At 70.6% G+C, this 15,547-nt stretch carries 14 protein-coding genes; 8 read left to right on the top strand and 6 right to left on the bottom strand.

Annotated elements, in window-relative coordinates:
• Positions 1 to 12: 12 nt before the first annotated feature.
• The 5 genes from pgl to tkt form a co-directional block, all read right to left on the bottom strand.
• On the bottom strand, positions 13 to 777 hold the full coding sequence (gene pgl, locus KBX50_RS18965; protein ID WP_210938485.1) for a 6-phosphogluconolactonase: 765 nt from the start codon (positions 775 to 777) through the stop codon (positions 13 to 15).
• Between the two features lie 59 nt (positions 778 to 836).
• Positions 837 to 1,853, bottom strand: coding sequence for a glucose-6-phosphate dehydrogenase assembly protein OpcA (locus KBX50_RS18960; protein WP_210938482.1), 1,017 nt, complete (start codon positions 1,851 to 1,853; stop codon positions 837 to 839).
• Between the two features lie 100 nt (positions 1,854 to 1,953).
• Positions 1,954 to 3,525: a glucose-6-phosphate dehydrogenase gene (gene zwf / locus KBX50_RS18955; protein WP_210938480.1), complete on the bottom strand. Its 1,572-nt coding sequence runs from the start codon at positions 3,523 to 3,525 to the stop codon at positions 1,954 to 1,956.
• 248 nt (positions 3,526 to 3,773) lie between these two features.
• Positions 3,774 to 4,955, bottom strand: coding sequence for a transaldolase (gene tal, locus KBX50_RS18950; RefSeq protein ID WP_210938478.1), 1,182 nt, complete (start codon positions 4,953 to 4,955; stop codon positions 3,774 to 3,776).
• Between the two features lie 17 nt (positions 4,956 to 4,972).
• Positions 4,973 to 7,111, bottom strand: a complete 2,139-nt coding sequence (tkt, locus tag KBX50_RS18945; protein ID WP_210938476.1) for a transketolase — start codon at positions 7,109 to 7,111, stop codon at positions 4,973 to 4,975.
• Positions 7,112 to 7,399: 288 nt separating this feature from the next.
• On the opposite strand from tkt, the gene KBX50_RS18940 reads away from it, so the two are divergent.
• The 3 genes from KBX50_RS18940 (at position 7,400) to KBX50_RS18930 (ending at position 9,867) form a co-directional block, all read left to right on the top strand.
• On the top strand, positions 7,400 to 8,356 hold the full coding sequence (locus KBX50_RS18940) for a heme o synthase (RefSeq protein ID WP_210938474.1): 957 nt from the start codon (positions 7,400 to 7,402) through the stop codon (positions 8,354 to 8,356).
• A 233-nt stretch (positions 8,357 to 8,589) separates the two neighbouring features.
• The gene (locus tag KBX50_RS18935) at positions 8,590 to 8,925 is read left to right on the top strand and encodes a hypothetical protein (protein WP_210938472.1); all 336 of its coding nucleotides are present in this window, start codon (positions 8,590 to 8,592) and stop codon (positions 8,923 to 8,925) included.
• 6 nt (positions 8,926 to 8,931) lie between these two features.
• Entirely contained in the window at positions 8,932 to 9,867 is a 936-nt protein-coding gene (locus tag KBX50_RS18930; protein ID WP_210938470.1) for a RimK family alpha-L-glutamate ligase, read from the top strand.
• Positions 9,868 to 9,927: 60 nt separating this feature from the next.
• On the opposite strand, the gene KBX50_RS18925 is transcribed toward KBX50_RS18930, so the two are convergent.
• Complete coding sequence (locus KBX50_RS18925; protein WP_210938468.1) at positions 9,928 to 10,899, bottom strand: heme A synthase; 972 nt, start codon at positions 10,897 to 10,899, stop codon at positions 9,928 to 9,930.
• 178 nt (positions 10,900 to 11,077) lie between these two features.
• Here KBX50_RS18925 and KBX50_RS18920 point away from each other — a divergent pair, with 178 nt between their 5' ends.
• Genes KBX50_RS18920 through sufC form a run of 5 tightly spaced genes read left to right on the top strand, consistent with a single transcriptional unit; the run spans position 11,078 to position 15,540 of the window.
• Positions 11,078 to 11,815 carry an HTH domain-containing protein gene (locus KBX50_RS18920; protein WP_247674008.1) on the top strand — a complete coding sequence of 246 codons (738 nt, stop codon included), beginning with the start codon at positions 11,078 to 11,080 and terminating at the stop codon, positions 11,813 to 11,815.
• Positions 11,812 to 13,242, top strand: a complete 1,431-nt coding sequence (sufB, locus tag KBX50_RS18915; protein ID WP_210938466.1) for a Fe-S cluster assembly protein SufB — start codon at positions 11,812 to 11,814, stop codon at positions 13,240 to 13,242. Before KBX50_RS18920 ends, sufB begins: the two co-directional genes overlap by 4 nt.
• A 56-nt stretch (positions 13,243 to 13,298) precedes the next feature.
• Complete coding sequence (gene sufD, locus KBX50_RS18910; RefSeq protein WP_210938464.1) at positions 13,299 to 14,441, top strand: Fe-S cluster assembly protein SufD; 1,143 nt, start codon at positions 13,299 to 13,301, stop codon at positions 14,439 to 14,441.
• Entirely contained in the window at positions 14,441 to 14,767 is a 327-nt protein-coding gene (locus tag KBX50_RS18905) for a non-heme iron oxygenase ferredoxin subunit (protein WP_210938462.1), read from the top strand. Before sufD ends, KBX50_RS18905 begins: the two co-directional genes overlap by 1 nt.
• The gene (gene sufC / locus KBX50_RS18900) at positions 14,767 to 15,540 is read left to right on the top strand and encodes a Fe-S cluster assembly ATPase SufC (protein ID WP_093401436.1); all 774 of its coding nucleotides are present in this window, start codon (positions 14,767 to 14,769) and stop codon (positions 15,538 to 15,540) included. Before KBX50_RS18905 ends, sufC begins: the two co-directional genes overlap by 1 nt.
• The last annotated feature ends 7 nt before the right edge of the window (positions 15,541 to 15,547 follow it).

Raw genomic sequence — 15,547 nt, 5'->3', positions numbered from 1 at the left:
CTGCCGTCTGCGTCAGCGCAGGCTGCGGAAGCGGGCCGGCAGGTCGGCCGCCGCGGCCCGGTCCAGCAGCCAGAGGGTACGCCCGGTGCCCTGCACGCCGGCCGCCGGCACCTGCACCGGACCGGCACCGGACAGCGCCATGCCGACCGCGTGCGCCTTGTCGCTGCCACCGGCCACCAGCCACACCTCCTCGGCGGTGTTGATCGCCGGAAGGGTGAGGGTGATGCGTACCGGCGGCGGCTTCGGGCTGCCCCGCACCGCGCTGACCGGCCGGCTCTCGTAGTGGACCGGGTGCTCCGGGAAGACCGAGGCGACGTGCCCGTCCTCGCCGACACCGAGCATCAGCACGTCGAAGTGGGGCAGCAGGGCGGTGCCGGGCCGAGCCGCCTGGGCGAGTTCTGCCGCGTACCGGGCGGCGGCCTCCTCCGGGTCGGCACCGCCGTCCGAGGCCGGCATGGCGTGGATCCGGGCCGGGTCCACCGGCAACGCGTCGAGCAGCGCCGCACGGGCCTGAGTCTCGTTACGCTCCGGGTCTCCGGAGGGCAGGAACCGCTCATCGCCCCACCAGAAGTCGACCCGGGACCAGTCGACCGCGTCCCGGGCGGGCAGCACGCCCACCGCCCGGTAGACGGCCGCGGCGATCCGACCGCCGGTGAGCACCACCGACGCCTGGCCGCGTTCGGCCTGGGCGTCGAGCAGTCGCACCACCAGTCGGGCCGCGACCGCCTGCGCCAGCAGGTCGGCGTCGGCGTGGACGGCGACACTCGCCTCACTCATGGTGTCCTTCCGCGACCGCCGAAGCGGTCGGTGTCGTGCGTACCGGAGGGGTGGGAGGGTCAGGAGCCGGCGTTCGTCGTGGCGTGGGCGGTGACGCCGGCCTCGGCCCGCTGGGCGGTGGCCGGATCCTTCCAGACGTGCACCCGCTGACTGGGCCGTCGATCCAAATTGTTGAGCCCGGCGAAAGCGCCCAGCGCCTCCGCGTACACCTGGTCGGTGCCGAGCCGGCGCAGCTCTTCGGCCAGTTCGTCGCCGAGCGGCCGGCGCACCAGCGGCAGGATCCGATCCTCCTGGCCGGTACGCCGGAACGTGGCCACGCTGTCCTCGCGGGTCAGCGTCAACTCGTCGCCGTTGGCGCAGCGCAACTGGACCTCACGCATCCGGGGAAACTCCCGGGTCCGGTCCCAGCGCGGCTTGATGCCGAGCCGGCTGCGCAGCCAACCCCGCATCAGCGCGGCGGTCGGGTCGGTGGGTGGCGCGACCACCGCCGCCTCGGTGAGCTGCGCGTCCGTGGTGTCGAACGCGCCTGCCACCAGGGTGCGCCACGGGGTGATCCTGGTCCAGGCGAGGTCGGTGTCGCCGGAGAAGTAGTCGCGGGCCCGCTGCCGCAGTGCCGCGATCGGGTCGGCGGCCTGCGCGGAGTCGGTGATCCGCCGGTCGGCTACCACACCGAGGAAGTCGGTGGCGATCTCCTCCGGCGGCTCACCGTGCCACCAGGTGACCACCGGTACGTCCGGCACCAGCAGCGGCATGACCACGGACTCGGCGTGCAGCGCCAACCGCCCGTACATCCGCATCACCACGGCCTCGCAGGGGCCGAGCCGCCCGCCGACCACGATCTCGGCGTCCAGCCGGTTGCGGTCGCGGTCCACGTCGGAGCGAACCACCACCAGCAGCCGGCACGGGTGCGCGGCGGCGGCGATGGTGGCCGCCGCCTCCGCCTCGCGGACCCGCTTCTCGTCGACCACCACGATCAGGGTCAGCGCCATGCCGCTGGCCACCCCGCCCGCGCTGCGTCGTTCCGCGGCGAGCGCCTTGACCACCTCGTTGCCGGTGGTGTCCCACAGTCCGATCACCGCAGCCTCCTGCTTCGCTCGCCTCGCGTCGCCTCGCTCCGCTCACCGGCGGCGCGAGGCGCCGCGCTGCTGAGCCCGATGGTTCGCTCGCCTCGCTCGCTCACGCCCGCCGCCAGGCCCGGCCCTCGCGGGCCAGCATCTCGTCGGCGGCCCGGGGGCCCCACTCGCCGGACCGGTAGGGCTCGGGCTTGGTGCCCTCCCAGGCGTGCTCCAGCGGGTCCACCACGGCCCAGCTCTGCTCGACCTCGGCGGCGTCCGGGAACAGCGTCCGGTCGCCGATCAGCACATCCAGCACCAGCCGCTCGTACGCCTCCGGGCTGGACTCGGTGAACGCCTCGCCGTACTGGAAGTCCATCGCGATGTCGCGGACCTCCATCGTGGTGCCGGGCACCTTCGAACCGAACTTGAGCACCACGCCCTCGTCCGGCTGGACCCGGATCACCAGCTGGTTGTTGCCGAGCATCTCCATGTCGGCAGCGGTGAACGGCAGGTGCGGTGCCTGCTTGAACATCACCGCGACCTCGGTGACCCGCCGTGGTAGCCGCTTGCCGGCCCGGATGTAGAACGGCACCTCCGCCCACCGGCGGTTCTGAATGCCCAGCCGCACCGCCACGTACGTCTCGGTGGTCGACGTCGACGGGACGCCGTCCTCCTCCAGGTAGCCCTTGGCCCGCTGCCCGCCGACCCAGCCGGGCAGGTACTGACCGCGTACCGTGCCCTGGGTGACGTCCTTCGGCAACGTGATGGCCTTGAGCACCTTGAGCTTCTCGGCCCGGATCTCGTCGGCGTCGAAGCTGGTCGGCTCCTCCATCGCCACCAGGGCGAGCAGTTGCAGCAGGTGGTTCTGCAACACGTCGCGGGCGGTGCCGACCGAGTCGTAGAACCCCGCCCGGCTACCGATACCCACGTCCTCGGCCATGGTGATCTGCACCGAGTCGACGTACTGCGAGTTCCACAGCGGCTCGAAGAGGCTGTTGGCGAAGCGCAGGGCGAGGATGTTCTGGACCGTCTCCTTGCCCAGGTAGTGGTCGATGCGGAAGACGTCCTGCCGGGTGAAGACGTCGTCGACCAGGTCGTTGAGCGCCTTGGCCGAGGGCAGGTCGTTGCCGAACGGCTTCTCCACCACCACCCGCCGCCAGCCGCCGCACTTCTCGTTGTCGGCCATGCTGGTGCGGGCCAGCTGCTTGAGCACCACCGGGAACGCCGCTGGTGGGATGGAGAAGTAGAAGGCCGCGTTGCCGTGGATGCCGTGGCTGTCACGCAGACCGTCCAGGCAGCGGGCGAGGTTGTCGAAGGCGGTGTCGTCGTCGAACGACCCGCCGACGAACTTGATGTTGTGTTCGAGTCGCGACCACACCTCCTCCCGCCACGGGGTCCGGGCGTGGGCCATTGCCGCCTCGCGGGCCAGCGACGCGAAATCGCCGTCGCCCCAGTCCCGCCGGGCGAACCCGACGACCACGAAGCCGGGCGGCAGCAGTCCCCGGTTGGCCAGGTCGTAGACCGCAGGTAGCAGTTTCTTCTGAGCCAGGTCACCGGTCACCCCGAAGATCACCAGAGCGCACGGCTCCGGGATTCGGGGCAAGCGCCGATCCTGCGGGTCGCGCAGCGGGTTCACGCCGCCTCCTCGCTCCGCTCGTCCACGTCGTCCATCGTCATGCCCGTAGCGACCCATCGCGCCAAGGTCCGCCGCCCGATCGGCCGGATGCCGGTGCGGCAGCGGACGTCCCCGACCGGCCAGGGAGGCCGGCCACCGCCGGCGACTCCCCGACAGGAGTACGGGTTACCGGGCACCGGTAGATCAACGTCGACCGTACCGGTTGTCTGAAGAAAGCTACCCACCTGCGGACCGTTCGCGTAGCGCCACGCACCCACGCCGCCTCCCGGTGCAGGTGGCGGCGTGGGTGCTGCCGGACGGCACCGTCACGCATTTCCTCCGGCGCGCGCGGCGGCGTCGGCGTTGCCCCGGGCGGCGTCGCCGGGACTGCTGCTGCCCTGACCGGCGGCGGCCAGCGACTTGCGGACGCCGTCGAGCAGTTCCTGCCAACTCGCCTCGAACTTCTCCACCCCTTCCCGCTCCAGGGTGGTGATCACGTCGGCCAGGTCCACGCCCACCGACTCCAGGGCGGCGAAGACGCCCCGGGCGTCGTCGTACGCGCCGGTGACGGTGTCCGGGTGGGTCTCGCCGTGCTCGGCGTAGGCGTGGATGACCGGCTCCGGCATGGTGTTGACCGTGCCGGGCGCGATCAGCTCCTCGACGTAGATGACGTCCCGGTAGTCCGGGTTCTTGGTCGAGGTGGAGGCCCACAGCGGGCGCTGCGGGTGGGCGCCGGCGTCAGCCAACGCCCGCCACCGGTCAGTGGAGAAGACCTCGCTGTAGCGCTCGAACGCCAACCGGGCGTTGGCCACCGCCGCCTTGCCACGCAGCGCCTTGGCCTCGGTGGAGCCGATCTTCTCCAGCCGGGCGTCGACCTCGGTGTCGACCCGGGAGACGAAGAACGAGGCGACCGAGCCGATGGTGCTCAGGTCGTGGCCGTTCGCCTTGGCCTGCTCCAGGCCGGCCACGAACGCCTCCATCACCTGGGAGTAGCGGTCCAGGCCGAAGATGAGCGTGACGTTGACGCTGATCCCCTCGGCCAGCGCCGCGGTGATCGCCGGCAGACCGGCCTCGGTCGCCGGGATCTTGATGAACAGGTTCGGCCGGTCGACCAGCCACCACAGCGCCCGGGCCTCGGCCACGGTGCGTTGCGAGTCGTGGGCCAGTCGCGGATCCACCTCGATGGAGACCCGGCCGTCGACGCCCGCGCTGGCGTCGTACGACGGGCGCATCACGTCGCAGGCCCACCGCACGTCGTACGTGGTGAGCATGCGGACGGCCTCTTCCACGTCGACGCCCCGGGCGGCCAGGTCCCGGAGCTGCCAGTCGTACTCGTCGGCGTCGCTCAACGCCTTCGCGAAGATGGTCGGGTTGGTGGTGACCCCGACCACGTGCTTGTCCCGGCGCAGCTGGTCCAGCCCGCCGGAGTTCAGCCGTACCCGGGATAGGTCATCGAGCCAGACCGCCACTCCCGCAGCGGTCAGCTCGCCCAGCCTGTCGGTCGTCATGTGCGCCAACGCCTCCCTCAGTTGCCGGTCGTGAAACCGGTGATGTCGCCGACCCGGGTCTGCGCCGCGTGCGCGGCGGCGACGATCCGGTCCGGAGTGAAGCCGAACTGCTCGAAGAGCACGGTGTGCGGGGCACTCGCGCCGTAGTGCTCCAGGCTGACGGTCTCGCCACAGTCGCCGACGATGCCGCGCCAGGACATCGCGATGCCCGCCTCCACACTCACCCGGGCCTTTACCCCACGCGGCAGCACCGACTCGCGGTACGCCTCGTCCTGCTCGAAGAACCATTCCTGGCAGGGCATCGACACGACCCGGGTGGGGGTGCCGTCGGCCTCCAGCCGCTCCCGGGCGGTGAGGCAGAGCTGCACCTCCGAACCGGTACCGATGATGATCACCTCGGGCTTGCCGTTGGACGCCTCGGCCAGCACGTAGCCGCCCTTGGCGACCCCCTCCGCGCTGGCCAGCTGGGTGCGGTTCAGGGTCGGCAGTGCCTGCCGGCTGAGGGCCAACGCGGTCGGCCGGTCGGTGTGCTCCAGGGCCTGCCGCCAGGCCCAGGCGGTCTCGTTGGCGTCGGCCGGACGGACCACGTCCAGGCCGGGAATGGCCCGCAGCGCGGTCAGGTGCTCCACCGGCTGGTGGGTCGGGCCGTCCTCACCGAGACCGATGGAGTCGTGCGTCCACACGTAGACCACCGGCAGCTTCATCAACGCGGCCAACCGGACGGAGGGCCGCATGTAGTCGCTGAAGACCAGGAAGGTGCCGCCGTACGGGCGGGTGCCGCCGTGCAGGGCGATGCCGTTGAGGATCGCGCCCATGGCGTGCTCGCGGATGCCGAAGTGCAGCGTGCGGCCGTACTCGTGGCCGGGGAACTCCTTGGTGGCGTACTGGCTGGGCACGAAGGAGGGCTCGCCCTTCATCGTGGTGTTGTTGCTCTCGGCCAGGTCGGCGGAGCCGCCCCACAGTTCGGGCAGCACCGGCGCGAGCGCGGCCAGCACCTTGCCGGAGGCGGCCCGGGTGGCGACGCCCTTGGCGTCGGCGGGGAACTCCGGCAGGGCGTCCGCCCAGCCCTCGGGGAGCGTCCGGCCGGCCAGCCGGTCGTAGAGGGCGCGGCGCTCGGGGTTGGCCTTCGACCACGAGTCGAAGGTGGTCGTCCACTCCTGCTGCGCGGCCTCGCCACGCCGCAGCGCCGACCGGGTGTGGCCGAGCACCTCCTCGGTGACCTCGAACGTGCCGGCCGGGTCGAAGCCGAGGATCTCCTTGGTGGCGGCCACCTCGTCGGCGCCGAGCGCCGAGCCGTGGATCTTGCCGGTGTTCTGCTTGTTCGGTGCCGGCCAGCCGATGATGGTGCGCAGCGCGATGAACGACGGGCGGGCGGTCTCCGCCTTGGCGGCCAGCAGCGCCTGGTGCAGCTCCTCGACGTTCTCGTGGTAGTCGCCCTTCTCGGCGTCGCCGCGCCGCCAGTCGACCGTCTGCACGTGCCAGCCGTACGCGGCGTAGCGGGCCGCGACGTCCTCGCTCAGCGCGATGCGGGTGTCGTCCTCGATCGAGATCTCGTTGTCGTCGTAGATCACGCAGAGGTTGCCCAGCTGCTGGTGCCCGGCCAGGGCGCTGGCCTCGTGGCTGATGCCCTCTTCGATGTCGCCGTCGGAGGCGATGCACCAGATGTGGTGGTCGAAGGCGGACTCACCGGCCTCGGCCTCCGGGTCGAACAGGCCGCGTTCGCGCCGCGCCGCCATCGCCATGCCGACGGCGTTGCCCAGGCCCTGTCCGAGCGGGCCGGTGGTGGTCTCCACACCGGGGGTGTGCCCGTGCTCGGGGTGCCCCGGGGTGAGCGAACCCCACTGCCGCAGCGACTTGAGGTCGTCCAGGCTGAGCGGGTAGCCGGCGAGGAAGAGCTGGATGTACAGCGTGAGGCTGGAGTGTCCGGCGGAGAGCACGAAGCGGTCCCGGCCGGGCCAGTTCGGATCGGCGGGGTTGTGCCGCATCACCCGGTTGAACAGCAGGTACGCCGCAGGGGCGAGACTCATCGCGGTGCCCGGGTGGCCGTTGCCGGATTTCTCCACGGCATCCATGGCCAGGACGCGGACGGTGTCCACGGCACGGCGGTCGAGGTCGGACCAGTCAAGTGCGGGGTGCGCGGGTCGGTTGGCAGCCACGGTGGTTTGTGCTCCTCGGCGAGATGGGCGGAACCCTCACTGGTGACCCTATCGAGCGCGGCTAAACGTGCGCCCGAGGATCTCAGCATGCTGGTCTGTACGTTTCGGGTGCGCTGCGCGGTTCAGCCTCGTCGCGGGCCCGCCCATCAGCCTCCGGTGTGACGACTGGCACCGTTGCCGGGTCGCCCGGGCAGCCAAAACGACGACGCGTAGTGTGTGGGCGGTGTCTGGACCCGAGTCGGTCCCGCCGCCGTGACCTCCCCTCCCGACGCCGGAAGGTGGCAATCCGTGAGCATGATCACCGAGCGCCCCGTCAGTAACCCTGCCGGGCAGACGCCGGTGCGTACGGCCGGGGAGACCCCAGCCCGCCCCCGCGACCTGCGGGCGGTGGTGGCGGCGTACGTGACGCTGACCAAGCCGCGGATCGTGGAGTTGCTGCTGGTCACCACGGTGCCGGCGATGATGCTCGCGGATGGCGGGTTGCCCTCGCTGTGGCTGGTCGCGGTGGTGCTGGTCGGCGGCTCGCTCGCGGCTGGCGCGGCCAGCGTGCTCAACTGCTACATCGACCGGGACATCGACCAGTTGATGCGGCGGACGAAGCGACGGCCGCTGCCGGCGCACACCGTGACGCCCCGCAACGCGCTGGTCTTCGGGCTGGTGTTGGCGGTGGTCTCGGTCGCCTTGATGGCGATCTTCACCAACCTGCTCGCCGCCGGGCTCACGCTGGCGGCGATCGTGTACTACGACGTCGTCTACACGCTGTGGCTCAAGCGCACGACGACGGCGAACACCTTCTGGGGCGGCGCCTGCGGCGCCGCGCCGGTGCTGATCGGCTGGGCGGCGGTGACCGGCTCGCTGTCGCCGGTGGCGTGGGCGTTGTTCGGGGTGGTCTTCTTCTGGCAGATGCCGCACTTCTACCCGTTGGCCATGAAGTACAAGGACGACTACGCCCGGGCCGGCATCCCGATGCTCCCGGTGGTCGCCTCGGTCCGGCGGGTCAACGCCGAGATCGTGCTGTTCGCCTGGCTGACCGTGCTGACCTCGCTGGCCGTGTGGGCGTTGGGGCTGAGCGCGGTCTACGGCGTCCCGACGCTGGTGGTCGGGGCGATCTTCCTGGCCGAGGCGCACCGGCTCGCCGGGCGGGCCCGTCGGGGCGAGCCGGTCAAGCCGATGCGGTTGTTCCACTGGTCGACGTCGTACCTGACCATCGTCTTCGCCGCCGCGGCCCTCGACGCCCTGCTCTGAGCGTGTTGTTGGGGAGGCTCGCCCGTGGCGAGCCTCCCCAACACGCTCTGACGGTCGGCCGCCGGGATCTCGCAGCCCGCTTGGTGACGTTTTGCGGCGCCGATTGACCCGTTTTGGTGCTGATAAATACGGGCGAAACGTCTTTGGTCTTCCTTAAACCTGCGGGTAATGGGTATCACAAAAGGTTGATGGTTCTCGCCCGTCCGAGTGCATCTCTGCTTAGTCTTCACGTTATGGCAGATGGTTCCGATACGACGCTGACGACTGATCAGACCGCCTCCGGGCAGACCCCCAACGGGTTGGTCGCGGGCATCAAGTCGTTCGCCGCCGAGCATGGCGGGGCGAAGGCGGTCATCGAGTACGTCGGCAAGCGCGGTGCCCGCATCGTCCTGGTGGGCTCCGACGGCGCGTGGGGCGACCAGTTCGCCGAGGACACGGTGACCGCCCGTGAGGCCTGCGCGCAGGCCGGGGTCGCCGTGGAGAACGCCTGGGAACGGGAACTGATGGACCAGATGCGCCCGAGCAACGACCTCTGGCGTTCGATGGCCCGCCGCACGATGGCCCGTTGAGATAAATTGACCGATCACCACCAGCCGACCCGGGGGAAACCCCGGGTCGCTCTCATTACCTGCACCGACCTGGCCGACCTCCACGACGACGATCGTCTGGTGGTGGCCCCGCTGGCCGCCCGGGGGATCGTCGCCGAACCCGTCGTCTGGGACGATCCAGCCGTCGACTGGGCCGGCTACGACCTGGCCGTGCTCCGCTCAACCTGGGACTACGTGTTCCGCCGGGACGAGTTCCTCGCCTGGGCCGCTCGGGTACCGCGGCTGATGAATCCGGCTGACGTGGTGCGCTGGAACACCGACAAGCGCTACCTCGACGAGTTGTCCGCGGCCGGCGTGCCCACCGTCCCCACCGGCTGGGTGTCGCCCGGCGAGCCGTGGCAGCCGCCCGCCGACGGTGGTGAGTACGTCATCAAACCGACGGTGAGCGCGGGCAGTCGGGGCACCGGCCGTTACGACCTGGCAGACCCGGCGCACCGGGATCTCGCGGCGGCCCACGTACGCCGGCTCGGCGCGGCAGGTCGGGTGGCCATGGTCCAGCCGTACCTGACCGCGGTCGACACCGTCGGTGAGATCGCTCTGCTCTTTCTCGCCGGCCCGGCCGGGCTGACCTTCAGCCACGCCGTCCGCAAGGGGCCGATACTGACCGGGCCGGAGCAGGGTGACGACGTGCTGCACGGGGCCGAGGAGACCACCGGCCGCACCGCCCAACCGGCGCAGCTCGCCGTCGCCGCGCAGGCCCTCGCGGCGGTGCCCGGCGGGTCCGAGCGCCTGCTCTACGCCCGGGTCGACCTGATCCCCGGTGCCGACGGCGCCCCGGTGCTTGTGGAACTCGAACTGACCGAGCCCTCACTCTTCCTCGCCCACGCCGACCACGCCCCCGACCGCCTGGCCGACGCCATCCTCACCCACCTGTCCCACCCCACCCCCGCATCGCTCCCGTGATCATGGAGTTGTTGTCGCCCTCTCCGGCGTGGTGCGACAACAACTTCATGATCGGCGAGGTCAGGCGCGGGTTGGGGCCGGGTGGGAGGGTGCGGTGTGAGCGGGGGCGGGGGGTGAGGTTGGGGTGGCCGGGGGTTGGGTGGGGTGGCGTTCGTGGGTTGACCAGAGCAGGGCGAGGGTGGCGAGCCAGACCAGGCAGGAGCCGAGCATGTGCAGGCCGACCAGCAGCGCCGGCAGGTTGGTGACGTACTGCACGAAGCCGATCACCCCCTGCCCCAGCTCGACCAGGAGCAGGGTCAGCGCGGCCCGTACGGCCCGCGCTGGTGCGCCGACCGCGCGCAGCGCCAGCCACAGCCCCACGGTCAGGCCGACGAGCAGGAACACCAGGTCGGCGTGGACCTGGGAGATCGTCTGTGGGTCCAGGCCGTTGCGGACGGCGTCCGCGTCGCCCGCGTGCGGGCCGCTGCCGGTCACCGCCACACCGACAACGATGACCGCCGCGCTGGCCGCCAGGGTGATCCAGGTCAGGGACCGCAGCGCCGGCGGCACCACGGGCACCTTGCGGCCGTCCGGCTCGCTCACCCGACGCCACAGGGCGTACGCGACGAGCAGCAGCAGCATCGACACCACGAAGTGAATGCCCACGATCGAGGGATGCAACTGGGTGCGGACGGTGATCCCGCCGATCACCGCCTGCGCCACGATGCCGAGCACGACGGCCAGCGCCAGTGGCACCGCGCCGCGCCGCCGGGGACGGTACGCCAGCACGGCCAGCAGGGTCGCGCCCGCGATCAGCACCAGCACGAAGGTGAGCAGGCGGTTGCCGAACTCGATCACCCCGTGCATGCCCATCTCGGCGGTGGTGGTGTACGACTCGTCGGTGCACCGGGGCCAGGTGGGGCAGCCCAACCCGGACGCGGTCAACCGCACCGCCCCGCCGGTGACGACGATCGCGGCGTTCGCGACGATGTTGGCGAACGCCAGACGACGCAGCAGGGTGCGGGAGACCGGGGAGCGGTCGGGTCGCTTCACGAAGCGAATCCTACGCAACGTAGTTGTCGCCGATCGGGTGACTCCGCCCGTGCGGTGGTTCGGATCACCGGGGTCACGTTTGCGGGCCCTGGTCGAATTACGTAACGTGGGCGTTGTGAAAAAGGCGGCGGCGCTCACCGGGCACCAGCCGACGACCGTTACGGTCGCCGGCCGGTCGCTGCCCGGTGTCAACGTGACGCCTGAGCAGCCGGCTCCGGCCGGCACGCTCGCCAGTGAGCCGTCGACCCGGGACCGGGTCACCCTGCTGCTCCTGGAACGCCGCGCCGCGACCGCCGCGCAGTTGGGCGACGCGCTCGGGCTGAGCCCGGCGGCGATCCGCCGGCACCTGGACGCGATGCTCGCCGACGGCGACGTCGTGGCCCGTGAGCAGACCGTACGCGGTCACCGCGGGCGGGGTCGGCCGGCAAAGGTGTTCCTGCTCACTGATGCCGCCCGCAGCCGGTGTGGCACCCACCACTACGACAACATGGCCACCGCCGCGCTGCGCTGGATCGCCAGCACCGGTGGCACGCAGGCGGTGGAGCGCTTCGCCGCCGAGCAGGTGGCCGCCCTGGAGACACGCTGTCAGGCCGCTCTGGCCGACGCCGGCGACGATCCGATGGCCCGTGCCGAGGCTCTCGCCGCGGCGCTGACCGCCGAGGGATACGCTGCCAGTGCCTCCACGATCGCCTCCGGCGGCCAGCTCTGCCAGCACCACTGCCCGGTGGCGCACGTGGCCGCCGAGTTTCCCCAACTGTGCGAGGCCGAGACCACGGTGATCTCCCGCCTGGTCGGTACCCACGTGCAGCGCCTGGCCACCATCGCGCACGGCGACGGGGTGTGCACCACGCACATCCCGGGTCCGCCGCACGCCCAGTCCGGTAAGACCGTCACCACTGTGAGGACAGATAGATGACCGAGCAGATCGTCCAGCCCCTGACCCAGGAGGAGCAGCTCGCCGCCCTGGGCAACTACGAGTACGGCTGGGCCGACCCGGACGTCGCCGGGGCCTCGGCTCAGCGCGGCCTCAACGAGGCGGTGGTGCGGGACATCTCGGCCAAGAAGAACGAGCCGGCCTGGATGCTCGACCTGCGCCTGAAGGGTCTGCGGCTGTTCGAGCGCAAGCCGATGCCGGCCTGGGGCGCCGACCTCACCGGGATCGACTTCAACAACATCAAGTACTTCGTGCGCTCCACCGAGAAGCAGGCCGCCAGCTGGGAGGACCTGCCGGAGGACATCAAGAACACCTACGACAAGCTGGGCATCCCGGAGGCGGAGAAGCAGCGCCTCGTCGCCGGTGTCGCCGCCCAGTACGAGTCCGAGGTGGTCTACCACAAGATCCGCGAGGACCTGGAGGAGCAGGGTGTCCTCTTCCTCGACACCGACACCGCGCTCAAGGAGCACGAGGACGTCTTCAAGGAGTACTTCGGCACGGTGATCCCGGTCGGCGACAACAAGTTCGCCGCCCTGAACACCTCCGTGTGGTCCGGCGGCTCGTTCATCTACGTGCCGAAGGGCGTGCACGTGGAGATCCCGCTGCAGGCGTACTTCCGGATCAACACCGAGAACATGGGCCAGTTCGAGCGGACGCTGATCATCGTCGACGAGGGTGCGTACGTGCACTACGTCGAGGGCTGCACCGCGCCGATCTACTCCTCGGACTCGCTGCACAGCGCCGTGGTGGAGATCGTCGTCAAGAAGAACGCCCGGTGCCGCTACACGACCATCCAGAACTGGTCGAACAACGTCTACAACCTGGTCACCAAGCGCGCCGTGTGCCACGAGGGCGGGACCATGGAGTGGATCGACGGCAACATCGGCTCCAAGGTCACCATGAAGTACCCGGCGGTCTACATGACCGGTGAGCACGCCAAGGGCGAGGTGCTCTCGGTGGCGATGGCCGGCGAGGGGCAGCACCAGGACGCCGGCGCCAAGATGGTCCACGCGGCACCGCACACCAGCAGCACCATCGTGTCGAAGTCGATCGCCCGGGGTGGCGGCCGGACCTCGTACCGGGGTCTGGTGCAGGTGCTGGAGGGCTCGCACAGCAGCGCCAGCACGGTCAAGTGCGACGCCCTGCTGGTGGACACCATCTCCCGCTCCGACACCTACCCCTACGTCGACATCCGCGAGGACGACGTGTCGATGGGGCACGAGGCGACCGTCTCCAAGGTCAGCGATGACCAGCTCTTCTACCTGATGAGCCGGGGCCTGAGCGAGGACGAGGCGATGGCGATGATCGTGCGCGGCTTCATCGAGCCGATCGCCAAGGAACTGCCCATGGAGTACGCCCTGGAGCTCAACCGGCTGATCGAGCTGCAGATGGAGGGCGCGGTCGGCTGACCCTGGCCGCCACCAGAGCACCGGACACCGTCGTCGTAGACACAAACAAGGACGAGATGACTACCCAGGCTTCCGCGCCGCCCAGCACCAAGTCGCAGGCGCTGCGTTCGTACGATGTCGCCGACTTCCCGGCCCTGACCGGCCTGGAGGAGGAGTGGCGCTTCACCCCGCTCAAGCGGCTGCGTGGGCTGGCCGGTGACGACCCGACCGCCACCGGCACGGTCCGGCACGAGTACGCCGACCTGCCCGAGGGCGTGTCCGTGGAGCGGGTCGGCCGCGACGACCCACGGGTCGGCAGCGTGCTCACCCCGTTCGACCGGGTCAGCGCGCTGGCCTACGGCGGGGCGGAGCAGGCGCTACTGGTCCGGGTGGCGCAGGACGCGGTGATCAGCGGTCCGGCCATTCTCCGGGCGGTCGGTGCGGGCGTCGAGGGCCTGGCCTTCGGGCACACGGTCGTCGAGGTGGGCCGGTTCGCCGAGGCGATCCTGGTACTGGAGCACGTCGGCTCGGCCACCCTGGCGGACAACGTCGAGGTGTCGGTGGGCGACGGGGCGAAGCTCACCCTGGTCACCGTCGCCGACTGGGCCGACGACGCGGTGCAGGCGCAGCACCTCAAGGTGCGGCTGGGGCGCGACGCGCGGGTGCTGCACGTCCAGGTCACCCTCGGCGGCGATCTGGTCCGGCAGTACACCACCGTCGAGTACACCGACCGCGGTGGCGAGGCCGAGCTGTACGGCGTCTACTTCGCCGACTCCGGCCAGCACCAGGAGCACCGCCAGCTGGTCGACCACACCGTGCCGGACTGCCGCAGCTACGTCGGCTACCGGGGCGCGTTGCAGGGGGAGAGCGCCCGTACCGTCTGGGTCGGCGACGTGCTGATCCGGGCCGAGGCGACCGGCACCGACACGTACGAGATCAACCGGAACCTGCTGCTCACCGACGGTGCCCGGGCCGACTCCGTGCCGAACCTGGAGATCGAGACCGGCGAGATCGCCGGTGCCGGTCACGCCAGCGCCACCGGCCGCTTCGACGACGAGCAGTTGTTCTACCTGATGGCCCGGGGCATCCCGGAGGCCGAGGCGCGCCGGCTGGTGGTGCGCGGCTTCTTCGCCGAGCTGCTGAACAAGATCCCGGTGGAGTCCCTGCGTGAGCGGCTGGGGGACGCTATCGAGGCGCGGCTGACGAAGGCGGGCGCCTGATGATCCGCATCTGCGCCATCGAGGACGTGCCGAAGGGCACCGCGATCAGCGCGGACGTCGACGGCACCCAGATCGCGCTCGTGCACGGCGAGGATGACCAGTTCTACGCCGTGTTCGACGAGTGCTCGCACGCGGCCGTGGCGCTCTCCGAGGGCGAGGTCGAAGGCTGCACGCTGGAGTGCTGGCTGCACGGCTCCCGTTTCGATCTGCGCACCGGCGAGCCGACCGGGCTGCCCGCCACCGAACCCGTACCCGTCTACCCCGTCGAAGTCCGCGACGGTGACATCTACGTCAGTCTGACGCCGAGCAATGGAGTGACCCGATAATGAGCACCCTGGAGATCCGCGACCTACAGGTGTCGGTGAAGCTGCCCGAGGGTGAGCTCAAGCCGATCCTGCACGGTGTCGACCTGACCGTGAAGTCGGGGGAGACCCACGCGATCATGGGCCCGAACGGCTCCGGCAAGTCGACCCTGGCGTACTCGGTCGCCGGCCACCCGAAGTACGAGATCACCGGCGGCTCGGTGACCCTGGACGGCGAGGACGTCCTGGAAATGTCCGTCGACGAGCGGGCCCGCGCTGGCCTCTTCCTCGCCATGCAGTACCCGGTCGAGGTGCCCGGCGTGTCGGTGGCGAACTTCCTGCGTACCGCCAAGACCGCCATCGACGGCGAGGCGCCGAAGCTGCGCACCTGGGGCGGCGAGCTGCGCGGTGCCATGGAGCGGCTGCACATGGACCCGGCCTTCGCCCAGCGCAACGTCAACGAGGGCTTCTCCGGCGGTGAGAAGAAGCGCCACGAGATCGTGCAGCTGGAGCTGCTCAAGCCGAAGATGGCCATCCTCGACGAGACCGACTCCGGCCTCGACGTGGACGCGCTGCGCGTGGTGAGTGAGGGCGTGAACCGGGTGCGCGACACCGGCGACACCGGCCTGCTGCTGATCACCCACTACACCCGGATCCTGCGCTACATCAAGCCCGACTTCGTGCACGTCTTCGTCGCCGGTCGGATCGTCGAGCAGGGCGGCCCGGAACTGGCCGACAAGCTTGAGGAGTCCGGCTACGAGCGGTACGCGGCCGGGGCCGGTCCGGCGCGGGTCTGACCCCGAA

The sequence above is a fragment of the Micromonospora sp. C51 genome (genome assembly GCF_018070435.1).
Lineage (GTDB): Bacteria > Actinomycetota > Actinomycetes > Mycobacteriales > Micromonosporaceae > Micromonospora > Micromonospora sediminimaris.
This window is presented reverse-complemented; position numbering and strand designations above follow the sequence as displayed.